This is a genomic window from Pseudomonas bubulae, from assembly GCF_037023725.1.
In the GTDB taxonomy this organism is placed as follows: Bacteria; Pseudomonadota; Gammaproteobacteria; order Pseudomonadales; family Pseudomonadaceae; genus Aquipseudomonas; species Aquipseudomonas bubulae.
Window position 1 is genome coordinate 4,813,963 of sequence record NZ_CP146077.1, and the last position, 16,533, is coordinate 4,830,495.

At 59.7% G+C, this 16,533-nt stretch carries 16 protein-coding genes; 5 read left to right on the top strand and 11 right to left on the bottom strand.

The genetic code is table 11. The features are described from left to right. The first annotated feature begins 38 nt into the window (after positions 1-38). From hpf to V6L81_RS22220, 4 genes are read left to right on the top strand one after another with little or no spacing between them, the layout of a single operon-like run. Positions 39-347, top strand: coding sequence for a ribosome hibernation-promoting factor, HPF/YfiA family (gene hpf / locus V6L81_RS22205; protein ID WP_016781796.1), 309 nt, complete (start codon positions 39-41; stop codon positions 345-347). A gap of 12 nt (positions 348-359) precedes the next feature. Then, on the top strand, positions 360-824 hold the full coding sequence (ptsN, locus tag V6L81_RS22210; RefSeq protein ID WP_095001138.1) for a PTS IIA-like nitrogen regulatory protein PtsN: 465 nt from the start codon (positions 360-362) through the stop codon (positions 822-824). Positions 825-826: 2 nt separating this feature from the next. Beyond that, positions 827-1,684, top strand: coding sequence for an RNase adapter RapZ (gene rapZ / locus V6L81_RS22215; protein WP_019825031.1), 858 nt, complete (start codon positions 827-829; stop codon positions 1,682-1,684). Positions 1,685-1,699: 15 nt separating this feature from the next. Then, positions 1,700-1,972, top strand: coding sequence for an HPr family phosphocarrier protein (locus V6L81_RS22220; RefSeq protein WP_095001137.1), 273 nt, complete (start codon positions 1,700-1,702; stop codon positions 1,970-1,972). Positions 1,973-2,105: 133 nt separating this feature from the next. Here V6L81_RS22220 and V6L81_RS22225 read toward each other — a convergent pair whose 3' ends face one another. The 6 genes from V6L81_RS22225 to pmbA form a co-directional block, all read right to left on the bottom strand. Beyond that, a complete protein-coding gene (locus V6L81_RS22225; RefSeq protein ID WP_095001136.1) occupies positions 2,106-2,999 on the bottom strand; it encodes a ZIP family metal transporter in 894 nt (297 codons plus the stop codon). A 26-nt stretch (positions 3,000-3,025) separates the two neighbouring features. Then, the gene (locus tag V6L81_RS22230) at positions 3,026-3,637 is read right to left on the bottom strand and encodes a superoxide dismutase (RefSeq protein ID WP_153326378.1); all 612 of its coding nucleotides are present in this window, start codon (positions 3,635-3,637) and stop codon (positions 3,026-3,028) included. 1 nt (position 3,638) lies between these two features. Beyond that, positions 3,639-4,088, bottom strand: coding sequence for a hypothetical protein (locus V6L81_RS22235; RefSeq protein ID WP_095001134.1), 450 nt, complete (start codon positions 4,086-4,088; stop codon positions 3,639-3,641). 27 nt (positions 4,089-4,115) lie between these two features. Further along, on the bottom strand, positions 4,116-5,492 hold the full coding sequence (locus V6L81_RS22240; RefSeq protein ID WP_095018241.1) for an aspartate ammonia-lyase: 1,377 nt from the start codon (positions 5,490-5,492) through the stop codon (positions 4,116-4,118). Continuing rightward, positions 5,485-5,880: a FagA protein gene (locus V6L81_RS22245; protein ID WP_095001132.1), complete on the bottom strand. Its 396-nt coding sequence runs from the start codon at positions 5,878-5,880 to the stop codon at positions 5,485-5,487. The genes V6L81_RS22240 and V6L81_RS22245 overlap by 8 nt, the downstream gene beginning before the upstream one ends. Before the next feature lie 141 nt (positions 5,881-6,021). After that, on the bottom strand, positions 6,022-7,368 hold the full coding sequence (pmbA, locus tag V6L81_RS22250) for a metalloprotease PmbA (RefSeq protein ID WP_095018242.1): 1,347 nt from the start codon (positions 7,366-7,368) through the stop codon (positions 6,022-6,024). Between the two features lie 107 nt (positions 7,369-7,475). Between pmbA and yjgA the strand changes: the two genes are divergently transcribed. Then, positions 7,476-7,997, top strand: coding sequence for a ribosome biogenesis factor YjgA (gene yjgA / locus V6L81_RS22255; protein ID WP_016781786.1), 522 nt, complete (start codon positions 7,476-7,478; stop codon positions 7,995-7,997). Positions 7,998-8,044: 47 nt separating this feature from the next. Here the strand turns inward: yjgA and tldD are convergent, their stop codons facing one another. The 5 genes from tldD to V6L81_RS22280 form a co-directional block, all read right to left on the bottom strand. Further along, positions 8,045-9,487, bottom strand: a complete 1,443-nt coding sequence (gene tldD / locus V6L81_RS22260) for a metalloprotease TldD (RefSeq protein WP_338660334.1) — start codon at positions 9,485-9,487, stop codon at positions 8,045-8,047. Positions 9,488-9,642: 155 nt separating this feature from the next. Continuing rightward, positions 9,643-10,470: a carbon-nitrogen hydrolase family protein gene (locus tag V6L81_RS22265; RefSeq protein WP_095023076.1), complete on the bottom strand. Its 828-nt coding sequence runs from the start codon at positions 10,468-10,470 to the stop codon at positions 9,643-9,645. Positions 10,471-10,479: 9 nt separating this feature from the next. Further along, positions 10,480-14,292, bottom strand: a complete 3,813-nt coding sequence (locus tag V6L81_RS22270; RefSeq protein ID WP_338660335.1) for a YhdP family protein — start codon at positions 14,290-14,292, stop codon at positions 10,480-10,482. A 75-nt stretch (positions 14,293-14,367) separates the two neighbouring features. Further along, entirely contained in the window at positions 14,368-15,825 is a 1,458-nt protein-coding gene (gene rng, locus V6L81_RS22275) for a ribonuclease G (protein ID WP_095001127.1), read from the bottom strand. 56 nt (positions 15,826-15,881) lie between these two features. After that, the gene (locus tag V6L81_RS22280) at positions 15,882-16,487 is read right to left on the bottom strand and encodes a nucleoside triphosphate pyrophosphatase (protein ID WP_095018244.1); all 606 of its coding nucleotides are present in this window, start codon (positions 16,485-16,487) and stop codon (positions 15,882-15,884) included. Between the last annotated feature and the right edge of the window lie 46 nt (positions 16,488-16,533).

Sequence of the window (16,533 nt, forward strand, 5' to 3'; positions counted from 1 at the left end):
CCTGCCGCTTTATGCAATGGCATCAAAGGAGAAACTGTATGCAAGTCAACATCAGTGGACACCAACTGGAAGTCACCGAACCGCTACGCGCATACATCGGCGAAAAACTCGACCGACTGGAGCGTCACTTCGACAAGATTACCAACGTACAGGTAACGATGGCGGTCGAAAAACTGAAACAGAAAATCGAGGCCACCTTGCACATCCATGGAGGAGAAGTCGTTGCCAACGCCGAGCATGACGATATGTATGCCGCCATCGATCTGCTCACTGACAAGCTTGATCGCCAACTGAAAAAGCATAAGGAAAAGACCCAAAGCCTGCTCCAGGGCGCGACCGGTCGTTAATACTCCCTACCCATGATCCGACTTGAAAGTATCCTGACCCCCGGCCGTTCCCTGGTGAACGCGCCGGGCGGCAGTAAAAAGCGTGCACTCGAACATATTGCCAACCTGATCAGCCGCGAAGTGCCTGGTCTCGAAATGCAGGATGTTTTCGAGAGCCTTATTGCCCGTGAAAAACTGGGTTCCACCGGTTTTGGCAACGGCATCGCCATACCCCATTGCCGCCTCAAGGGCTGCGAGTCGCCTGTAAGCGCCTTGCTGCACCTCGACGCCCCCATAGATTTCGACGCCATCGATGGCGCGCCGGTCGACCTACTTTTCGTTTTGCTGGTGCCAGAAGCGGCAACCGATGCACACCTGGAACTGCTCCGGCAGATTGCCAGCATGCTCGATCGCAAAGACGTGCGCGAAAGACTGCGCAACGCACCTAGCAACGAAGCGTTGTATCAGGTTGTTCTGGACGTACAGAACGGTCATTAATCATGCGCTTAGTCATAGTCAGCGGACGCTCCGGCTCCGGTAAAAGCACTGCCCTCGCCGTCCTTGAAGACAACGGTTTCTATTGCATCGACAACCTGCCAGCCGGCTTGCTGCCGGAACTGGCCGAACGCGCGTTGATTCACACTGAACTGGCCCAGCCACTGGTGGCCGTTTCGATCGATGCGCGCAACCTGCCGAGTCATTTGTCACGTTTTCCGCAGTTGCTTGAAGAGGTGCGTAACCGGCATATCCAGTGCGACGTGCTGTACCTGGATGCCGACGAAGAAACCTTGCTCAAGCGCTTCTCGGAAACCCGCAGGCGCCACCCGCTCAGCAGCGCGAGCCGCTCCCTTGCCGAAGCCATTCGCGATGAAACCCAGCTTTTGGGCCCCATTGCCGACCTCGCTGACCTGACCATCAACACCACCAATCTGAATCTGTATCAGTTACGTGACACCATCAAGCTGCGTCTGCTGAACAAGCCAGAGCCAGGCACCGCCTTTTTGGTGGAGTCGTTCGGTTTCAAGCGCGGTATGCCGGTGGATGCCGACCTGGTGTTTGACGTGCGTTGCCTGCCCAACCCGTACTGGAAACCCGAGCTGCGCGAGCAGTCAGGGCTGGACCAGCCGGTAGCCGATTATCTGGCGGCGCAACCTGATGTCGAAGAGATGTTCCAGGACATCTCCAGCTACCTGCTTAAATGGCTACCGCGCTTTGCAGCCAGCAACCGCGCCTATGTGACAATCGGAATCGGCTGCACGGGCGGGCATCACCGCTCCGTGTACCTGACCGAACGCCTGGGCAAATGCCTGCAAGAAACTCTGAAGAACGTCCAGGTTCGCCACCGCGACCTTACTTGAAGGATCTACCCCGCGATGCCTGCAGTGGAAATTGAAATCATCAACAAACTGGGCTTGCACGCCCGTGCATCGGCAAAGTTTGTCGGCATCGCAGGGCAGTTCCCATGTCAGATCCAGGCGGGTCGCACCCCTGAGTCGATGGTCGACGGCAAAAGCATCATGGCCATGATGATGCTGGCCGCCGGCAAGGGCACAACCATCCACATCAAGACCGAAGGTGAGAAGGATCAGGAAGCGCTGGACGCACTGGTTGCCCTGATCAATAACTACTTTGATGAAGGCGAATAAGCCTGAAGCCTTTTCGACGCAGCGGCAGGGAAACTGCCGCTGTGGGAGCGAGCCTGCTCGCGAAGGTCGTTCGCGAGCAGGCTCGCTCCCACGGCAGGAATTGATCGACTAAAGAGTATCTGCAGAGATCGATTCAACCAAGCGCCGTATCCATCACCATCATCAAACAAAAGCCGACACACAGCCCCAGGCTCGCCAGCTTTTCGTGGCCATTGCGCCGCGACTCGGGGATGACTTCCTGGGTGACCACCAGCAGCATCGCCCCGGCCGCCAATGCCAGACCCAACGGCAACAGCACCTCGGCCAAGTTGACCAGCCAGGCACAGAGCACCGCAAAGACCGGTTCAACCAGACCTGATGCAGCACCAATCAGGAACGCCTTGACCCGCGACATGCCCGCCCCTGCCAATACAAGGGCAATCACCAGGCCTTCCGGCACATCCTGCAACGCAATGCCCATCGCCAGGCTATCGGCATCCGGCATGCCGCCACCCGCCGACACCCCGACCGCCATGCCTTCAGGAATGTTGTGCGCCACAATGGCAATCACAAACAACCAGATGCGCGGCGCGATGACCGGCTCACCGGGGCGACTGACAAATACCTCCGGCCCGGCGCCCGAGACCTTGCGATCCACCAGAAACAGGCAGAATGCGCCCAGCAGGATCCCTGCACTTATAAGCCCGCTGGCGGGCCAGGGTGACAACCCCAGGCTTTGCGCTGCCGCAATGCCCGGCACAATCAGCGAAAAGGCCGTGGCCGCCAGCATCACACCGGCCCCAAAGCCCAGCAGAGTGTCACTGACCGCCACCGGCATTTTTCGAATAACCAGGACAGGCACGGCGCCTAACGCCGTGCCCAGTGCACACAACGCACCGCCCTGCAGCGCCCGCAGCAGCCGGGGCTCCAGATCCAGCCAGACCAGCCCCTTGGCAACCAACAGGGCCGTACCCGCCAACAGCAAAAGCGTACCGAAGGCATAGCGAAACATTCGAACGCCACCGACCGCTAAAATTTGCGTGCCCATAATCCGCCTGAATCCTTTCGTTGCGCTTAGCCAATCGCCGCTTGATAGCGTCGCGCCACTTCCGGCCAGTTGATCACGTTGTAAAACGCGTTGATATATTCCGGGCGGCGGTTTTGATAGCGCAGGTAATACGCGTGCTCCCACACATCAAGCCCCAGGATCGGCGTATTGCCGTTCATCAGCGGGCTGTCCTGGTTGCCGCTGCTTTCGATTACCAGCGTTTTTTGCGGGGTCACGCTCAACCATGCCCAGCCACTGCCAAAACGCGTCAGCGCGGCTTTGGTAAAGTTTTCCTTGAACACCTCCAGACCACCCAACTGCTCGTCAATCGCCTTGGCCAGCGCACCTTCGGGCTTACCCCCGCCTTTAGGGCTCATGACTTCCCAGAACAACGAGTGGTTGGCATGCCCGCCACCCTGGTTGATCACTGCAGCGCGCAGCTTTTCGGGCAACTGATGAACACTGGCCACCAGTTTTTCCACCGGCCACTTGGCCCATTCGGTGCCCTCTACGGCCGCATTGAGGTTGTTGATGTAGGTCTGGTGATGCTTGGTGTAGTGAATTTCCATGGTTTGCGCATCAATATGCGGTTCAAGCGCGTCATAGGCATAAGGCAATGCAGGCAAGGTGTAAGTCATTTCAATGTGCTCCTAAGTGATGGCCGCTAACTGTCGAGAACTCATGGCTGCTCTGAGCCACATTGCTTTTGAGCAACAGGTTGGAACGCGGGTACTCGCCGTACTCACTGATAAAATTCAAAAGCTCTACGTAGGTCTTGCTGCTCTGACGCAGCGCCGCTTCACGCAATGCTGTCGGCAGGCGCGCGTTCTGCATGGTTTGCAACAATCGCTGATGAATCGCACAGAGGTACTCCACGCTCTCCTCCGGTTGATTGAGGCGCAAATGCAGATCCGCCAGGTTGTGGTGTGAAATGACGCAGGCGGCCACTGCTTCGTCGGCATCACTCCAGCGCTCGAACAGCACCTGGGCCAGGGCCAGCGCCTGCAGATAATGCTCGCGGGCATCGACCAGTTCGCCTTCGGCGAAACAGCGGTTGGCTCTTTCGATCGTGCGTTTCCAGTGATCCATGTGAACCTCCAAAGCAGTGTCGATGGATTAAACGCCGCCGGCGGTGAGTTTCTCGGGGTCGAGAAGGACCTCAAGCTGGCTGCGTGACAAATCCGTGTATTCAAGTGCCACATCGATTACCGGGCGCCCTTGCTGGTAAGCGGTCTTGGCAATTTCGGCGGCTTTTTGATAACCGATGATCGGGTTCAGTGCCGTTACCAGGATCGGATTGCGCGACAGCGCCTCCTTGAGCTTGGCTTCATTGACCTTGAAGCTGGCTATGGCCTTGTCAGCCAACAGGCGGCTTGAGTTGGCCATGAGTTCGATGCTGCTCAACAGGTTGTGCGCAATCACCGGCAGCATGACGTTCAGTTCGAAATTGCCGGACTGACCTGCCACGGTGATCGCCGCGTCGTTGCCGATGACCTGGGCCGCGACCATCGCCGTGGCTTCCGGAATCACCGGATTGACCTTGCCCGGCATGATCGACGAGCCCGGCTGTAACGCCTCAAGTTCGATTTCGCCCAGACCGGCCAGGGGGCCGGAGTTCATCCAGCGCAGGTCGTTGGCGATTTTCATCAGTGACACTGCCGTGGCCTTCAACTGACCAGAAACAGCCACTGCGGTGTCTTGCGAACCAATCAAGGCAAACAGGTCCTTGCCCGGCGTGAAGGCCACCCCGGTCAGCTCGCTGAGTTGCTGACTGAATAACGCAGCAAACTGCGGGTGGGCGTTAATCCCGGTGCCCACCGCGGTACCGCCCTGGGCCAGGGCTTGCAGAGCTGGCTGCAGGTTATGCAAATGCTCGATATTGGCCTTGAGCTGCTGCGCCCAGCCATTGAGCACCTGGCTCATGCGTACCGGCATCGCGTCCATCAAGTGGGTGCGCCCGGTTTTGACGTAGGCGTGAACCTCGATCGCCTTGCGCTCGATAACCTGCACCAGATGGCTCAGCGCCGGCAGCAACTGCTCGTGCAGGCCCAGTGCAGCGCTGACATGGATGGTGGTCGGGATAATGTCGTTGCTGCTTTGCCCGCAGTTGACGTGATCGTTGGGGTTCACCGGCTCGCCCAGCAGCCGCGTGGCCAGGGTTGCAATCACTTCGTTGGCATTCATGTTGGAGCTGGTGCCCGAACCGGTCTGGAAAATATCCACCGGGAAGTGCTCCATGAAATCACCGGTCAACAGGATCTGGGTGGCCTCGACAATCGCCTCGCCCTGGGCCGCGCTGATCTGCTTGAGTTCAACGTTGGCCAGGGCCGCTGCGCCCTTGGCCAGGATCAGGGCGCGAATGAATTGCGCAGGCATGCGTTGATGGCTGATGGGGAAATTGTCGACTGCACGCTGGGTTTGCGCACCGTACAACGCGGATTCAGGCACACGCAACTCACCCATGCTGTCACGTTCGATACGAGTGTTACTCATCGGGAAATCCTTGCACCAGTTCTGTTAAAGAAATTGAAGGTTCGAGCTCGCAGGTTGCCAACTGCCAGGCAAAGCTTTGCCAGCGCTTGAGTCGGCAATTGCACAGGGCTTGGGTTTCGAGGTCGCGCAGCGGACGCCACGCGTTGTCCAGGCACAGATTGCGCCAGTGCCAAGGCAGCGCGGTGTCAGTGGCTGTGTCTAGCATCAGGCGGAAGGTGGTGACCGCAATCAACCACGGGGAAGTGGCTGTACAGCCAGCAAGATAGCGGCCTTCAGCCAGGTAATGCTCGATCAGGCGCGGCTCGTCCGGCGCCAGCCCGCAGCGGATCTGGCGGCTCATCCAGCGCCAGCTTTCTAGATACGGCCCTTCACGCAACGCAGAACTCATGACCCAGGCTCACTCGATAATGAGATTCATTATTAAGCGATATTGATTATCAAAACAAGCCTGCTAAAGGACAGGATGCACAAACACAAAAAAGGCGTATCACCGCTGCAGTGATACGCCTTGGCATGGAACCGGCCAGTCTTAGCTGCCCGCCACCATCATGCGTTCAATCAGCACCGAACCGGTGCGGATGTTGCTGCGCAGCTCCAGATCGTTGCCCACGGCCACGATCTGTTTAAACATATCGCGCATATTGCCGGCGATGGTCACTTCCTGCACCGGGAACTGGATTTCGCCATTCTCGACCCAGAAACCCGCCGCGCCACGGGAATAGTCACCGGTGACCATGTTCAGGCCGCTGCCCATTAACTCGGTGACAAACAGACCACGCCCCATTTTGCGAATCAAGGCTGCCTGGTCTTCATCACCGTGTGTCACAAAGAGGTTATGCACGCCGCCGGCGTTGGCAGTGCTCGGCATGCCCAGTTTGCGCCCCGAGTAAGTGCTCAGGATGTACGAAACCAACTCGCCGTCCTTGATAAACGGTTTGGCGTAAGTGGCCAGGCCATCATTGTCGAACGACGAGCTGCCCATGGCGCGCATCAGGTGCGGGCGCTCATCCAGGGTCAACCATTCAGGGAAAATCTGCTGCCCCATTGCATCGAGCAGGAACGACGATTTACGGTACAGGTTGCCACCCGAGATTGCCCCCAGGAAACTGCCAAACAGGCCGCCAGCCAGTTCGGCCGAGAACAGCACCGGCACCTCGCACGTCGGTACCGGGCGCGAGCCCAGTCGCCGGGCAGCGCGCTCGGCGGCGCGCTGGCCAATGCTCACGGCGTCCATCAACAACTCGCCCTGGCAATTGACGTCATACCAGTAGTCACGCTGCATCTGGCCGTCGCCTTCGGCAATCATTACGCAGCTGAGGCTGTGACGGGTCGAAGCCGAGCCGCCGATAAAACCATGGCTATTGCCGTACACGCGGCAGCCCTGATGGGTGCTGAGGGTGGTGCCATCGGCATTTTTGATCCGGCTGTCGGCCTCAAATGCAGCGGCTTCGCAGGCCAGGGCCTTTTCAATGGCCTGCTCGGGGGTGATGTCCCAGGTGTGGAACACATCAAAGTCTTTCAGTTCACGGGCCATCAGGCTGGCATCGGCCAAACCCGAGCTTTCGTCTTCCGAGGTGTGTTTGGCAATCGCCAGGGCGGCGGCGACGGTTTCGCGGATGGCATCCGGGCCGGTGGCCGAGGTGCTGGCCGAGCCTTTGCGCTGGCCTACATAGAGGGTGATGCCAAAACCCTGGTCACGGTTGAACTCTACGGTTTCAACTTCGCGCTGACGTACCGAGGTCGACAACCCCTGCTCCAGCGACACGGCGACTTCACAGGCGCTGGCACCCTGGCGCCTGGCTTCGGCGATGATTTGCTCGACCTGTTCCTGCAGTGCCGGCAAGGCCTGCGGGCCGACGCTTTGAACTGCACTCATGGTTTTCTCCACTCAAATTCTGTTTTCGGCAGGGCCGCCGAGCGACCGGGCCGGACAAGCGGCCCCCGACTGGTTATCATGGCGGCGTTTCTTTGCGGACTGCCACCATGGTTGATTCTTACGACGACGCCTTCGACGGCGAAAAAAGCAAATCGCAGGTCAAACGCGAGCTTCATGCTCTGGTTGATCTGGGCGAGCGTCTCACGACACTCAAGCCTGACTTGCTGAACAAAATGCCCCTGACTGACGCTATGCGTAAGGCTTTGGCAGATGCTCCAAAACACACGGCTCATATTGCGCGCAAGCGCCATATGATGTTCATCGGCAAACTGATGCGCGATCAACCGCTTGACGAAATTCTTGCCTTGATCGATCAAGTCGATGCCTCTTCTCGCCAGTACAACGAACGTTTTCACAACCTCGAGCGCTGGCGTGATCGCCTGATCGAGGGTGATGACGCTGTACTGGAAAAGTTTGTTGCCGAGTTCCCTGAAGCCGACCGCCAGCAAATGCGTTCGGTGATACGTCAGGCCAAACACGAGCTGGCTCATAACAAGGCACCGGCTTCAAGCCGCAAATTGTTCAAGTACATCCGTGGGTTGGACGAGACTCAACGCGGTCTGCGTTAAGCCTCGTACCCGTGAAGGTTGCCTGGCAACCTTCACGGGGCCTCCCCTCAACCGCCCGTACCGCCTACAGTGATCGCGTCAATCTTCAGGGTTGGCTGGCCGACACCTACCGGCACCGACTGCCCATCCTTGCCACACGTGCCTACGCCGCTGTCCAGCGACAGATCGTTACCGACCATCGACACCTTGCTCATTGCTTCCGGCCCGTTGCCAATCAGGGTCGCGCCTTTGACTGGGCGAGTGATTTTGCCGTCTTCAATCAGATAGGCTTCGCTGGTGGAGAACACAAACTTGCCGCTGGTGATATCGACCTGACCACCACCCAGATTGGCGCAGTAGATGCCCTTTTTCACCGAAGCGATGATTTCGGCAGGATCGCTTTCGCCGCCCAGCATGTAGGTGTTGGTCATGCGCGGCATCGGCAAGTGCGCATAGGATTCGCGACGGCCGTTGCCGGTGCGCGCCACGCCCATCAGACGGGCATTGAGCTTGTCCTGCATATAGCCCTTGAGCACGCCGTTTTCAATCAGGGTGGTGCACTCGGTCGGGGTGCCTTCGTCATCCACGCTCAGCGAGCCACGGCGGCCCGCCAGGGTACCGTCATCGACGATGGTGCACAGTTTGGAAGCAACCATTTCGCCCATGCGTCCGCTGTAGGCAGAACTGCCCTTGCGGTTGAAGTCCCCTTCCAGACCGTGACCCACCGCTTCATGCAACAGTACGCCGGACCAACCCGAGCCCAGAACCACCGGCATGGTGCCTGCCGGAGCCGGTACCGCTTCGAGGTTGACCAGGGCCTGGCGCAACGCTTCACGGGCGTAACCCATGGCACGATCGTCAGTGAGGAAATAGCGGTAGTCGGTACGCCCGCCACCACCATGACCGCCGCGCTCGCGACGGCCATTCTGCTCAACGATGACGCTGACGTTGAAACGCACCAGCGGCCGGATATCTGCCGCCAGCCCGCCATCGGTGGAGGCCACCAGAATCCGCTCCCAGACCCCGGCCATGCTCACGGTGACTTGCTGGATACGCGGATCGAGGGCGCGGGTGGCGGCATCGACACGCTTGAGCAGCTCGACCTTTTCTGCGCGGCTGATGACTTCCAGCGGGTTGTCCGGGCCATACAGCTGAGCCACGTCCTGAGTGGTGAACGCCTGCACCGTGCCGTTTTGCCCGGCACGGGAGATCGAACGGGCGGCGCGGGCGGCCTGACCCAATGCGTCCAGGGTAATGGCATTGCTGTAGGCAAAGCCGGTCTTCTCGCCAGACTGGGCGCGAACACCTACACCCTGGTCGAGGTTAAAGCTGCCTTCTTTGACGATGCCGTCTTCCAGCGTCCAGGATTCGGAAATCTGGCCCTGGAAATACAGGTCTGCCGCGTCGATACCCGGCCCGGCCAGGTCTCCCAATACGCTTTGCAGGCTTTCGATGGTGACACCTCCGGGTGCCAACAGGTGTTCGCTGACTGAGGTCAACAACTCGCTCATAATCACTCCGTCTTGGCCCCTGCTTCAGCATCTTTGAGTGCTGAACCCTCGGGCCTGAAAAATCTGTTCTGTGGGAGCGGGCTTGCTCGCGATGGCATCGATGCGGGGCAACGGTTACACCCTGTCGCCTGCATCGCGAGCAAGCCCGCTCCCACTTAAATTAGATGGGCGTTGAACCGCCGATGGCTCACCACCGGCATGCGCGCCCTGATATCCGCCTGCTCAAGCGCATCGCGGCGGGCCAGCAACACCCCCTCGCCCTGCGCCTGCTCGGCCAGCACCCGCCCCCAGGGATCGATAATGGCTGCATGCCCCCAGGTTTCTCGCGGGCCCGGATGCACGCCGCCCTGGGCCGCTGCAAGGATATAGCACTGGGTTTCAATGGCGCGGGCGCGTATCAGTATCTCCCAATGGGCCGCACCCGTGACAGCGGTAAAGGCCGAGGGCGCGGTAATCAGTTCAGCGCCCGCAGTACGCAGCTCACTGTACAGCTCCGGGAAGCGCAGGTCATAACATACGCTCAGGCCCAGCTTGCCGACCGGGGTATCCGCCACGACCACACGCCTTCCATGAGCATAGTCATCAGACTCACGGTAGCGGCCACGGTTATCGGACACATCCACGTCAAACAAGTGCAATTTGTCGTAACGGGCCGCTTGCTCGCCCTCGGCGTCGATCAGCAATGAACAAGCATTGACCTTGGCTTCAGGCTGCCCCTCGGGGGGCAGAGGCAAAGTACCAGCCACTACCCATAACTTGAGGTCGCGGGCGGTCTGTTTCAACCAGGGCAGGATCGGGCCCTCACCCAACGCCTCGGCGCGGCCGATGGCGGCAGTATCGCGACGGCCCATCGCGGCAAAGTTCTCGGGCAACACGGCCAGTTGCGCACCGCCTTGGGCAGCCTCCTCCAGCAGCCGGCGCGCCTGGGCCAGATTGGCCAGGACATCGCTCTGGCTGACCATTTGAATCACTGCCAGGGTCATGCTGCGCTCCTAGTGTTTCTCGAAAGGCTTGTCGAAAGTGATCTTCGGATCGTTCCACGGCCCTTGAATGCTGTATTGCACGCTGGCGAAGCGCGACACCTGGTCACCGATCAGCTTGTTGAGCAGGAACATCGCCCCGCCCGCTGCCGGCCCGCCCACCAACAGCGCTGCAAGGGGCAGGTTATTGGTCACGGGCAAGGTCACCAGCAGCTTGGCGTCGACCCGGTCGGTGACCATGTTCAATGTACCGTTAAGTTCCAGATTGGTGGACGGCCCGGTCATCAGGATCGGCTTGCCTGTGCTGTACACGCCGCTGCGGGCATTGAGCACGCCCTTGACCCGGTCATAGCTCAGGCCCTTGCCGAACAGGTCGGAGAAGTCCAGGCGCAGACGACGGCCAATGGCGTTGAAGTTGAGCAAGCCAAAAATGCGCAGCACCTGGGCGCTGCCGTCGACTTCCACAAACTGCCCCTTGTTGAGCGAGGCGTCCAGTGTGCCGGAGAAACGCTTGAGGCCAATCCACGCTGGCGAACCGGGCCAGTTGCCATCGATGTCCACATGAAAGTTGTCGCTGGTGACGCTGGGGGCAAAGCCCCAGTTCTTCAGCACCGTGGCCAGGTTGCCGCCACCCAGGCGCCCCTGGTACCAGCTCTTGCTGTTACCCGCCACGCCTTCCCAGCCGCCCGAACCTTCAAGCAGCATGCCCTTGAGCCCCAGATTGAGACTGGTAAGTCTGATGCCCCGGCTGTTGGGTCGAATGTTGAGTGACCAGGCACCAAGCAGGTCCGCCCCCTGGTAGAGCTGGCGAATAATGATGTCCAGAGCCGGTATTTTGCGCGGGTCGACCGCAGCCAGCGGGTCGGGGGCATTCTCGTCTGCCACCGTCTTGGGATCAGGCGCAGGCAGGCGAATGGTCTGCATGTTGACCACAATCGGCGCGTTGTTCGCATCCGGTAGGGTCACGGCGCCGATGGCCTGCTTGCTGTCGATTTGCAGCGCCCAGGAGGCGGCGACGCGCTTCATGACCAGGCGCACCTGATCCAATTGGGTGCCGAAGGCAATCAACTTGCCGACTTTAAAGTCCGCACTGCTGAGCAGTTGCTTGGCGCTGCCGCCGGGGTCATTGCCGGCATATCGTTCGACCAGCGCCTGCCAGGGGGCGACGTCCAGCTCCGACAGCACGCCGCGAATGCGCAGGCCCTTGGTCGTGGGCAAAACGGGTTTGCCATCGCCCAGGAACAACTCGCCACGCCCGTCTTCAAACTTGCCATTGGGGGCAGCAAAGGTCAGGTTGACCAGGTCGCCGTAGTCAAACCAGTACCGCCGCTCGGCGCCTTGCAGAGTCATGCGAAACACGCTGTTGCGGCTTTCATTGGCCGCCAGCCCGAAGGGTGCCGGCAAATCCACCACCGCGCCCTTGAGGCTGGAGCTGACGCGTAACTGGCTGTCGGCACCGTCCAGGGTCAGTTGCAACTGATAAGGCAAGTCACCGCTTACCGGGATCGGTTGATTGAACTTGAGCCAGTCCGTGAGTTTTTTCACCCCCACCTGACCGCTGGCCACCACCCGGGTGCTGATGCGGCCAGGCTTGCCGTCGGCAAAGATCTGCGCGGTGATCGGGCGATCGAACGCCCGGGCGCTGATGCCCTTGCCGCTCAGGCCCTTGGCACTGTCAAAGCGCAGGTCACCCTTGAGCTGGGTCAGTTCAAGCTCGGGTTCGCTGATTTTCAGGCGCGCCTTGTCGACATTGAAGTCCACCAGGATTTTTGGCTCCACGCCCTGTTCCAGCGGGATGTCCAGATCAACACGGCCCTTGAGCGCACCTTCACCCTGCCAGCCAGCGAACGTTTCTGCGGTACCTATCGGTGCTTCCTGAAGAATTTTCAGACCGTCCCCCAGCCCGCCCTCAAAGTCGCCATCCAGAAACAGATGGCTGACCTTGCCGGCAGGCACATGCGGGATGCTGACAGCCACGTTACGCACACGGGTGTCGAGTAGCTGACCTTTGCTGGCCATGATCCGCACACCGCTGTCTTCAATAAACACATCGCCCGACACGTTACGCACATGGGGCCAGCCAGGCTGGAACGCCAGTTCTGCGCCATGCACCTTGAAAAACAGGCTGATATTGCGCGCCGCCGCAACGGCGTCATGGCTCAGCGAACCTTGATACTGGAAGAAGCCCTCTTCGACTGCGCCTTTGATAATCGCCGTGCTCAGCCACTCCGAAAGCGCCGGACTCAGTACTTCAGGCAGGTACTTGGGGGTAAAACGGCCGTCGCCATCTGTCAGGCCCACCCGCAGGTCCATGTAATCTTCCTGGGAATGGTCAAGGTGAATGCGGATCAAAAAGTCGGCCGCGATATTGCCCTCTTCCCCCAGCACTTTGATGTAGGGCGCAATCAGGGTGAAGCTGTCCTTGTTCAGGGTCCAGCTCAGCAGGGCATTGGCTTGCAGGTATTGCCAGGGCTTGGCGAAGATCGGGTCGAGGTGCAGCATGAAGTCTTTGCTGTCCAGGCGCAGTTCGCCCTTGCCCAGGTCGCCGCTGATCAGGCCACTGACATTGCGCGCCGCCGGAGCGCCGTGGGTGGCATTGAAGCCGACCTGCTCCAGATTGGCCGCAAAGCTGATTTTTTGATCGTCCGTGGCTGCTGGACGATAATCAGCCAGCACATTGCGCAAGGTGCCGGTAACGCTCAATTGATCGATGACTTTGGCGACGGCTTCCGGCACGGGGGCCAGTGAGTCCATCAGCGGCGTGATCGGGGTCAGGTCCAGGCGGTCGGCCTGCAGGTGCCAACGCTCCTGCTCCTTGTCGGTGGCCGCGAACTGCTGCAGTTGCAGACGGGTTTCCCAACGGGTCTTGCCCAGGTTCATGGCCAGTGAGTCGAGCACCACCCTGAAACCCTGTTTGCCGCGCTCAGCCCAGGCATGCAGTGCCAGGTTCTCGATGGTCTCGGGTTTGCGATCGGCATAGGCACCACTGAACCGGGTCGCATTCAGGCGCGCCACCGCGCTCTGTACCGAGCCCTGGCTCCAGTTGAACCAGAACTCGCCTCCAGCCTTGAGCTCGGAGACTTTCCACGGTGCGATCAGCGTGGCCGGCAGCCACTTGGCCCAATCACTTTGCGGCAGGCTCAGATAGGCCTGGGCCGCACCGTCACGCCAGTGGCTGGCCTGAACCTGTGTGCTGAGGCTCAGCGCCACGGGCTGGCCATCGGGCAACGTCAGCCGCGCATCAAGACGCTGGTCCGACGCGCCGACGTCCAGCGTCAGCCCGACATAAGTCAGGGTCAGCGGGGATTGCTTGTAGGGTTCCAGGGTCACCTGGCTGTCGAGCACCGACAACCGCGCCACACGTTGCAGCTGGTTGAGCAACTGCTCAGGGTCAAGCGGCTGGTCATCCTGCACCGGCAGCCCTTCGAGTGCCCAGTGGCCGTGTTCATCCTGGCGCAAGCTCAGTTGCAGACCATTGAGCTGCACGTGACCAATACGGATATCACGGTTCAACAGGCTGGCCCACACATCGGGCACCACCTGCACTTCATCCAGACGCAGGGCGCTGTTGCCCTCACCGACCATGACGTCGTGGGCCTTCAATACCGGCGCCATTCCGCTCCAGCTTCCTTCCAGGCTGCCAATGGTCAATGGCATGCCCAGCGCTTCGCGGGCTTTGCTCTGCACTTCAACGCGGTATTCGGCGATCAGGGGGGTCAATTCACGGCCGATACTGACGTACAACGCCGTCAGGACCAAAACCAGAGCGCACGCGCCCAGCCCCCAACGGGTCAGCGCGGCAAAAAAGCGTGTCAGACGCTCCATGTCAGGTGGCCCCTTAAATATTGATCGTAGGGGCCGGTTTCAGCCCCTTTTCGACGCTATGTGACGCTAGATACTTCAGAGCAGCACCACGTCGTATTGTTCCTGGGAGTACATGGTTTCGACCTGAAAACGAATCGTGCGACCGATAAACCCTTCCAGCTCCGCGACATTGCCTGACTCTTCGTCCAGCAAACGATCCACCACTTTCTGGTTGGCCAGCACACGATAGCCGGTCGCTTGATAAGCCCGGGCCTCTCGCAGGATCTCACGGAAGATTTCATAGCAGATGGTTTCGGGGGTTTTCAACTTTCCCCGGCCCTGGCAGCACACGCACGGCTCGCACAACACTTGCTCCAGGCTCTCGCGCGTACGTTTGCGGGTCATCTGCACCAGACCCAACTCGGTAATGCCGATGATGTTGGTCTTGGCGTGATCACGCTCCAGCTGTTTTTCCAGGGTGCGTATCACCTGGCGCTGGTGCTCTTCATCTTCCATGTCGATAAAGTCGATGATGATGATCCCGCCCAGGTTGCGCAGGCGCAGTTGCCGGGCAATCGCGGTAGCCGCTTCGAGGTTGGTCTTGAAGATGGTTTCCTCAAGGTTGCGATGACCCACAAACGCGCCGGTGTTGACGTCGATGGTGGTCATGGCCTCAGCCGGGTCGACCACCAGATAACCGCCGGACTTGAGCGGTACCTTGCGGTCCAGAGCCTTCTGGATTTCGTCTTCAACGCCGTACAAATCGAAAATCGGCCGTTCGCCTGGGTAGTGCTCAAGGCGGTCGGCGATTTCCGGCATCAGTTCGGCAACAAATTGCGTGGTCCTCTGAAAGGTTTCCCGCGAATCGATGCGAATTTTCTCGATCTTGGGGCTGACCAGATCACGCAATGTACGCAGCGCCAGGCCCAGGTCTTCGTAGATCACCGTCGGCGCGCCCACCGTCTTGATCTGGGCACCGATCTGGTCCCACAAACGACGCAGGTAGCGAATATCCATCAGGATCTCATCCGCCCCGGCACCTTCGGCCGCCGTACGCAGGATAAACCCGCCGGCTTCCTTGATGCCTTCCTGGGCCACGCAATCACTGACCACCTGTTTAAGGCGTTCGCGCTCGGCTTCGTCTTCGATCTTCAGCGAAATGCCGACATGGGCGGTGCGCGGCATATACACCAGGTAGCGCGAGGGTATCGACAGTTGAGTCGTCAGGCGCGCACCTTTTGAACCTATCGGGTCTTTGGTGACTTGCACCACCAGGCTCTGGCCTTCATGCACCAGCGTACCGATGCTTTCAACGGCCTGGCCTTCACGCAGGGAAATTTCGGAGGCATGAATAAAAGCAGCACGATCCAGACCGATATCCACAAAGGCAGCCTGCATGCCGGGCAAAACCCTGACAATCTTGCCTTTGTAGATATTGCCGACAATGCCCCGGCGCTGGGTACGTTCGACATGCACCTCTTGCAGAACACCGTTCTCTACCACTGCCACGCGCGATTCCATCGGCGTGATGTTGATCAGGATCTCTTCACTCATGGCTGGGTCTCGTTCAGGCGTCATCACAGTAGTGCCACGTCTCGTAGGTGCCGTATTCAGCGCACGGTAAGGTTTTGCCAACAGGGTATGCCGAAATGCCCGAGCAGTTCTGCGGTTTCGCACACAGGCAGGCCCACGACGGCGGAATAACTGCCATTCAGGCCCGCCACAAACACCGCAGCCAAGCCCTGAATGGCGTAGCCACCGGCTTTGTCCAGGGGTTCACCGCTGGCCCAATACAGGCTGGCTTCTTGTTTGCTGATGTTTCTAAAGCGTACCTGACTGCGTACCACTCGGGTTTCACAGCGCCCGGCGTCAATAATCGCGATCGCGGTCAACACCTCATGCTCCCGGCCAGACAGCGCCATGAGCATAGCCAAGGCGTCGGCCTCGTCGACCGGTTTACCGAGAATGTGTTCATCGAGCACCACGGCCGTGTCAGCCCCCAGTACGCAAAACGCAGCGTCCGGCATGGTCGTCAGCAGTTGTTGGCGCCCGGCCTGGGCCTTTTCGCGCGCCAGGCGCTCGACATAGGCCACAGGGGATTCATTCGGGAGGGGAGTTTCGTCAATGGCTGCGCTGACCGTTTCAAACGGCACGCCGATCTGAGTCAACAACTCGCGTCGGCGCGGTGAGCCAGAGGCCAGATAAAGCGAGGTCATCAAGACATCTCCCTGTCGAGGTGCACAAACCAGGAAATGGCTCGTA

Excerpts from the sequence above, each read along its gene's own strand:
- yjgA (WP_016781786.1), top strand. The coding sequence starts at position 7,476 with ATGGTTGATTCTTACGACGACGCCTTCGACGGCGAAAAAAGCAAATCG.
- V6L81_RS22230 (WP_153326378.1), bottom strand. The coding sequence starts at position 3,637 with ATGACTTACACCTTGCCTGCATTGCCTTATGCCTATGACGCGCTTGAA.
- tldD (WP_338660334.1), bottom strand. The coding sequence starts at position 9,487 with ATGAGCGAGTTGTTGACCTCAGTCAGCGAACACCTGTTGGCACCCGGA.
- ptsN (WP_095001138.1), top strand. The coding sequence starts at position 360 with ATGATCCGACTTGAAAGTATCCTGACCCCCGGCCGTTCCCTGGTGAAC.
- pmbA (WP_095018242.1), bottom strand. The coding sequence starts at position 7,368 with ATGAGTGCAGTTCAAAGCGTCGGCCCGCAGGCCTTGCCGGCACTGCAG.
- rapZ (WP_019825031.1), top strand. The coding sequence starts at position 827 with ATGCGCTTAGTCATAGTCAGCGGACGCTCCGGCTCCGGTAAAAGCACT.
- V6L81_RS22280 (WP_095018244.1), bottom strand. The coding sequence starts at position 16,487 with ATGACCTCGCTTTATCTGGCCTCTGGCTCACCGCGCCGACGCGAGTTG.
- V6L81_RS22245 (WP_095001132.1), bottom strand. The coding sequence starts at position 5,880 with ATGAGTTCTGCGTTGCGTGAAGGGCCGTATCTAGAAAGCTGGCGCTGG.
- V6L81_RS22220 (WP_095001137.1), top strand. The coding sequence starts at position 1,700 with ATGCCTGCAGTGGAAATTGAAATCATCAACAAACTGGGCTTGCACGCC.
- rng (WP_095001127.1), bottom strand. The coding sequence starts at position 15,825 with ATGAGTGAAGAGATCCTGATCAACATCACGCCGATGGAATCGCGCGTG.
- V6L81_RS22270 (WP_338660335.1), bottom strand. The coding sequence starts at position 14,292 with ATGGAGCGTCTGACACGCTTTTTTGCCGCGCTGACCCGTTGGGGGCTG.
- V6L81_RS22265 (WP_095023076.1), bottom strand. The coding sequence starts at position 10,470 with ATGACCCTGGCAGTGATTCAAATGGTCAGCCAGAGCGATGTCCTGGCC.
- V6L81_RS22225 (WP_095001136.1), bottom strand. The coding sequence starts at position 2,999 with ATGGGCACGCAAATTTTAGCGGTCGGTGGCGTTCGAATGTTTCGCTAT.
- hpf (WP_016781796.1), top strand. The coding sequence starts at position 39 with ATGCAAGTCAACATCAGTGGACACCAACTGGAAGTCACCGAACCGCTA.
- V6L81_RS22235 (WP_095001134.1), bottom strand. The coding sequence starts at position 4,088 with ATGGATCACTGGAAACGCACGATCGAAAGAGCCAACCGCTGTTTCGCC.
- V6L81_RS22240 (WP_095018241.1), bottom strand. The coding sequence starts at position 5,492 with ATGAGTAACACTCGTATCGAACGTGACAGCATGGGTGAGTTGCGTGTG.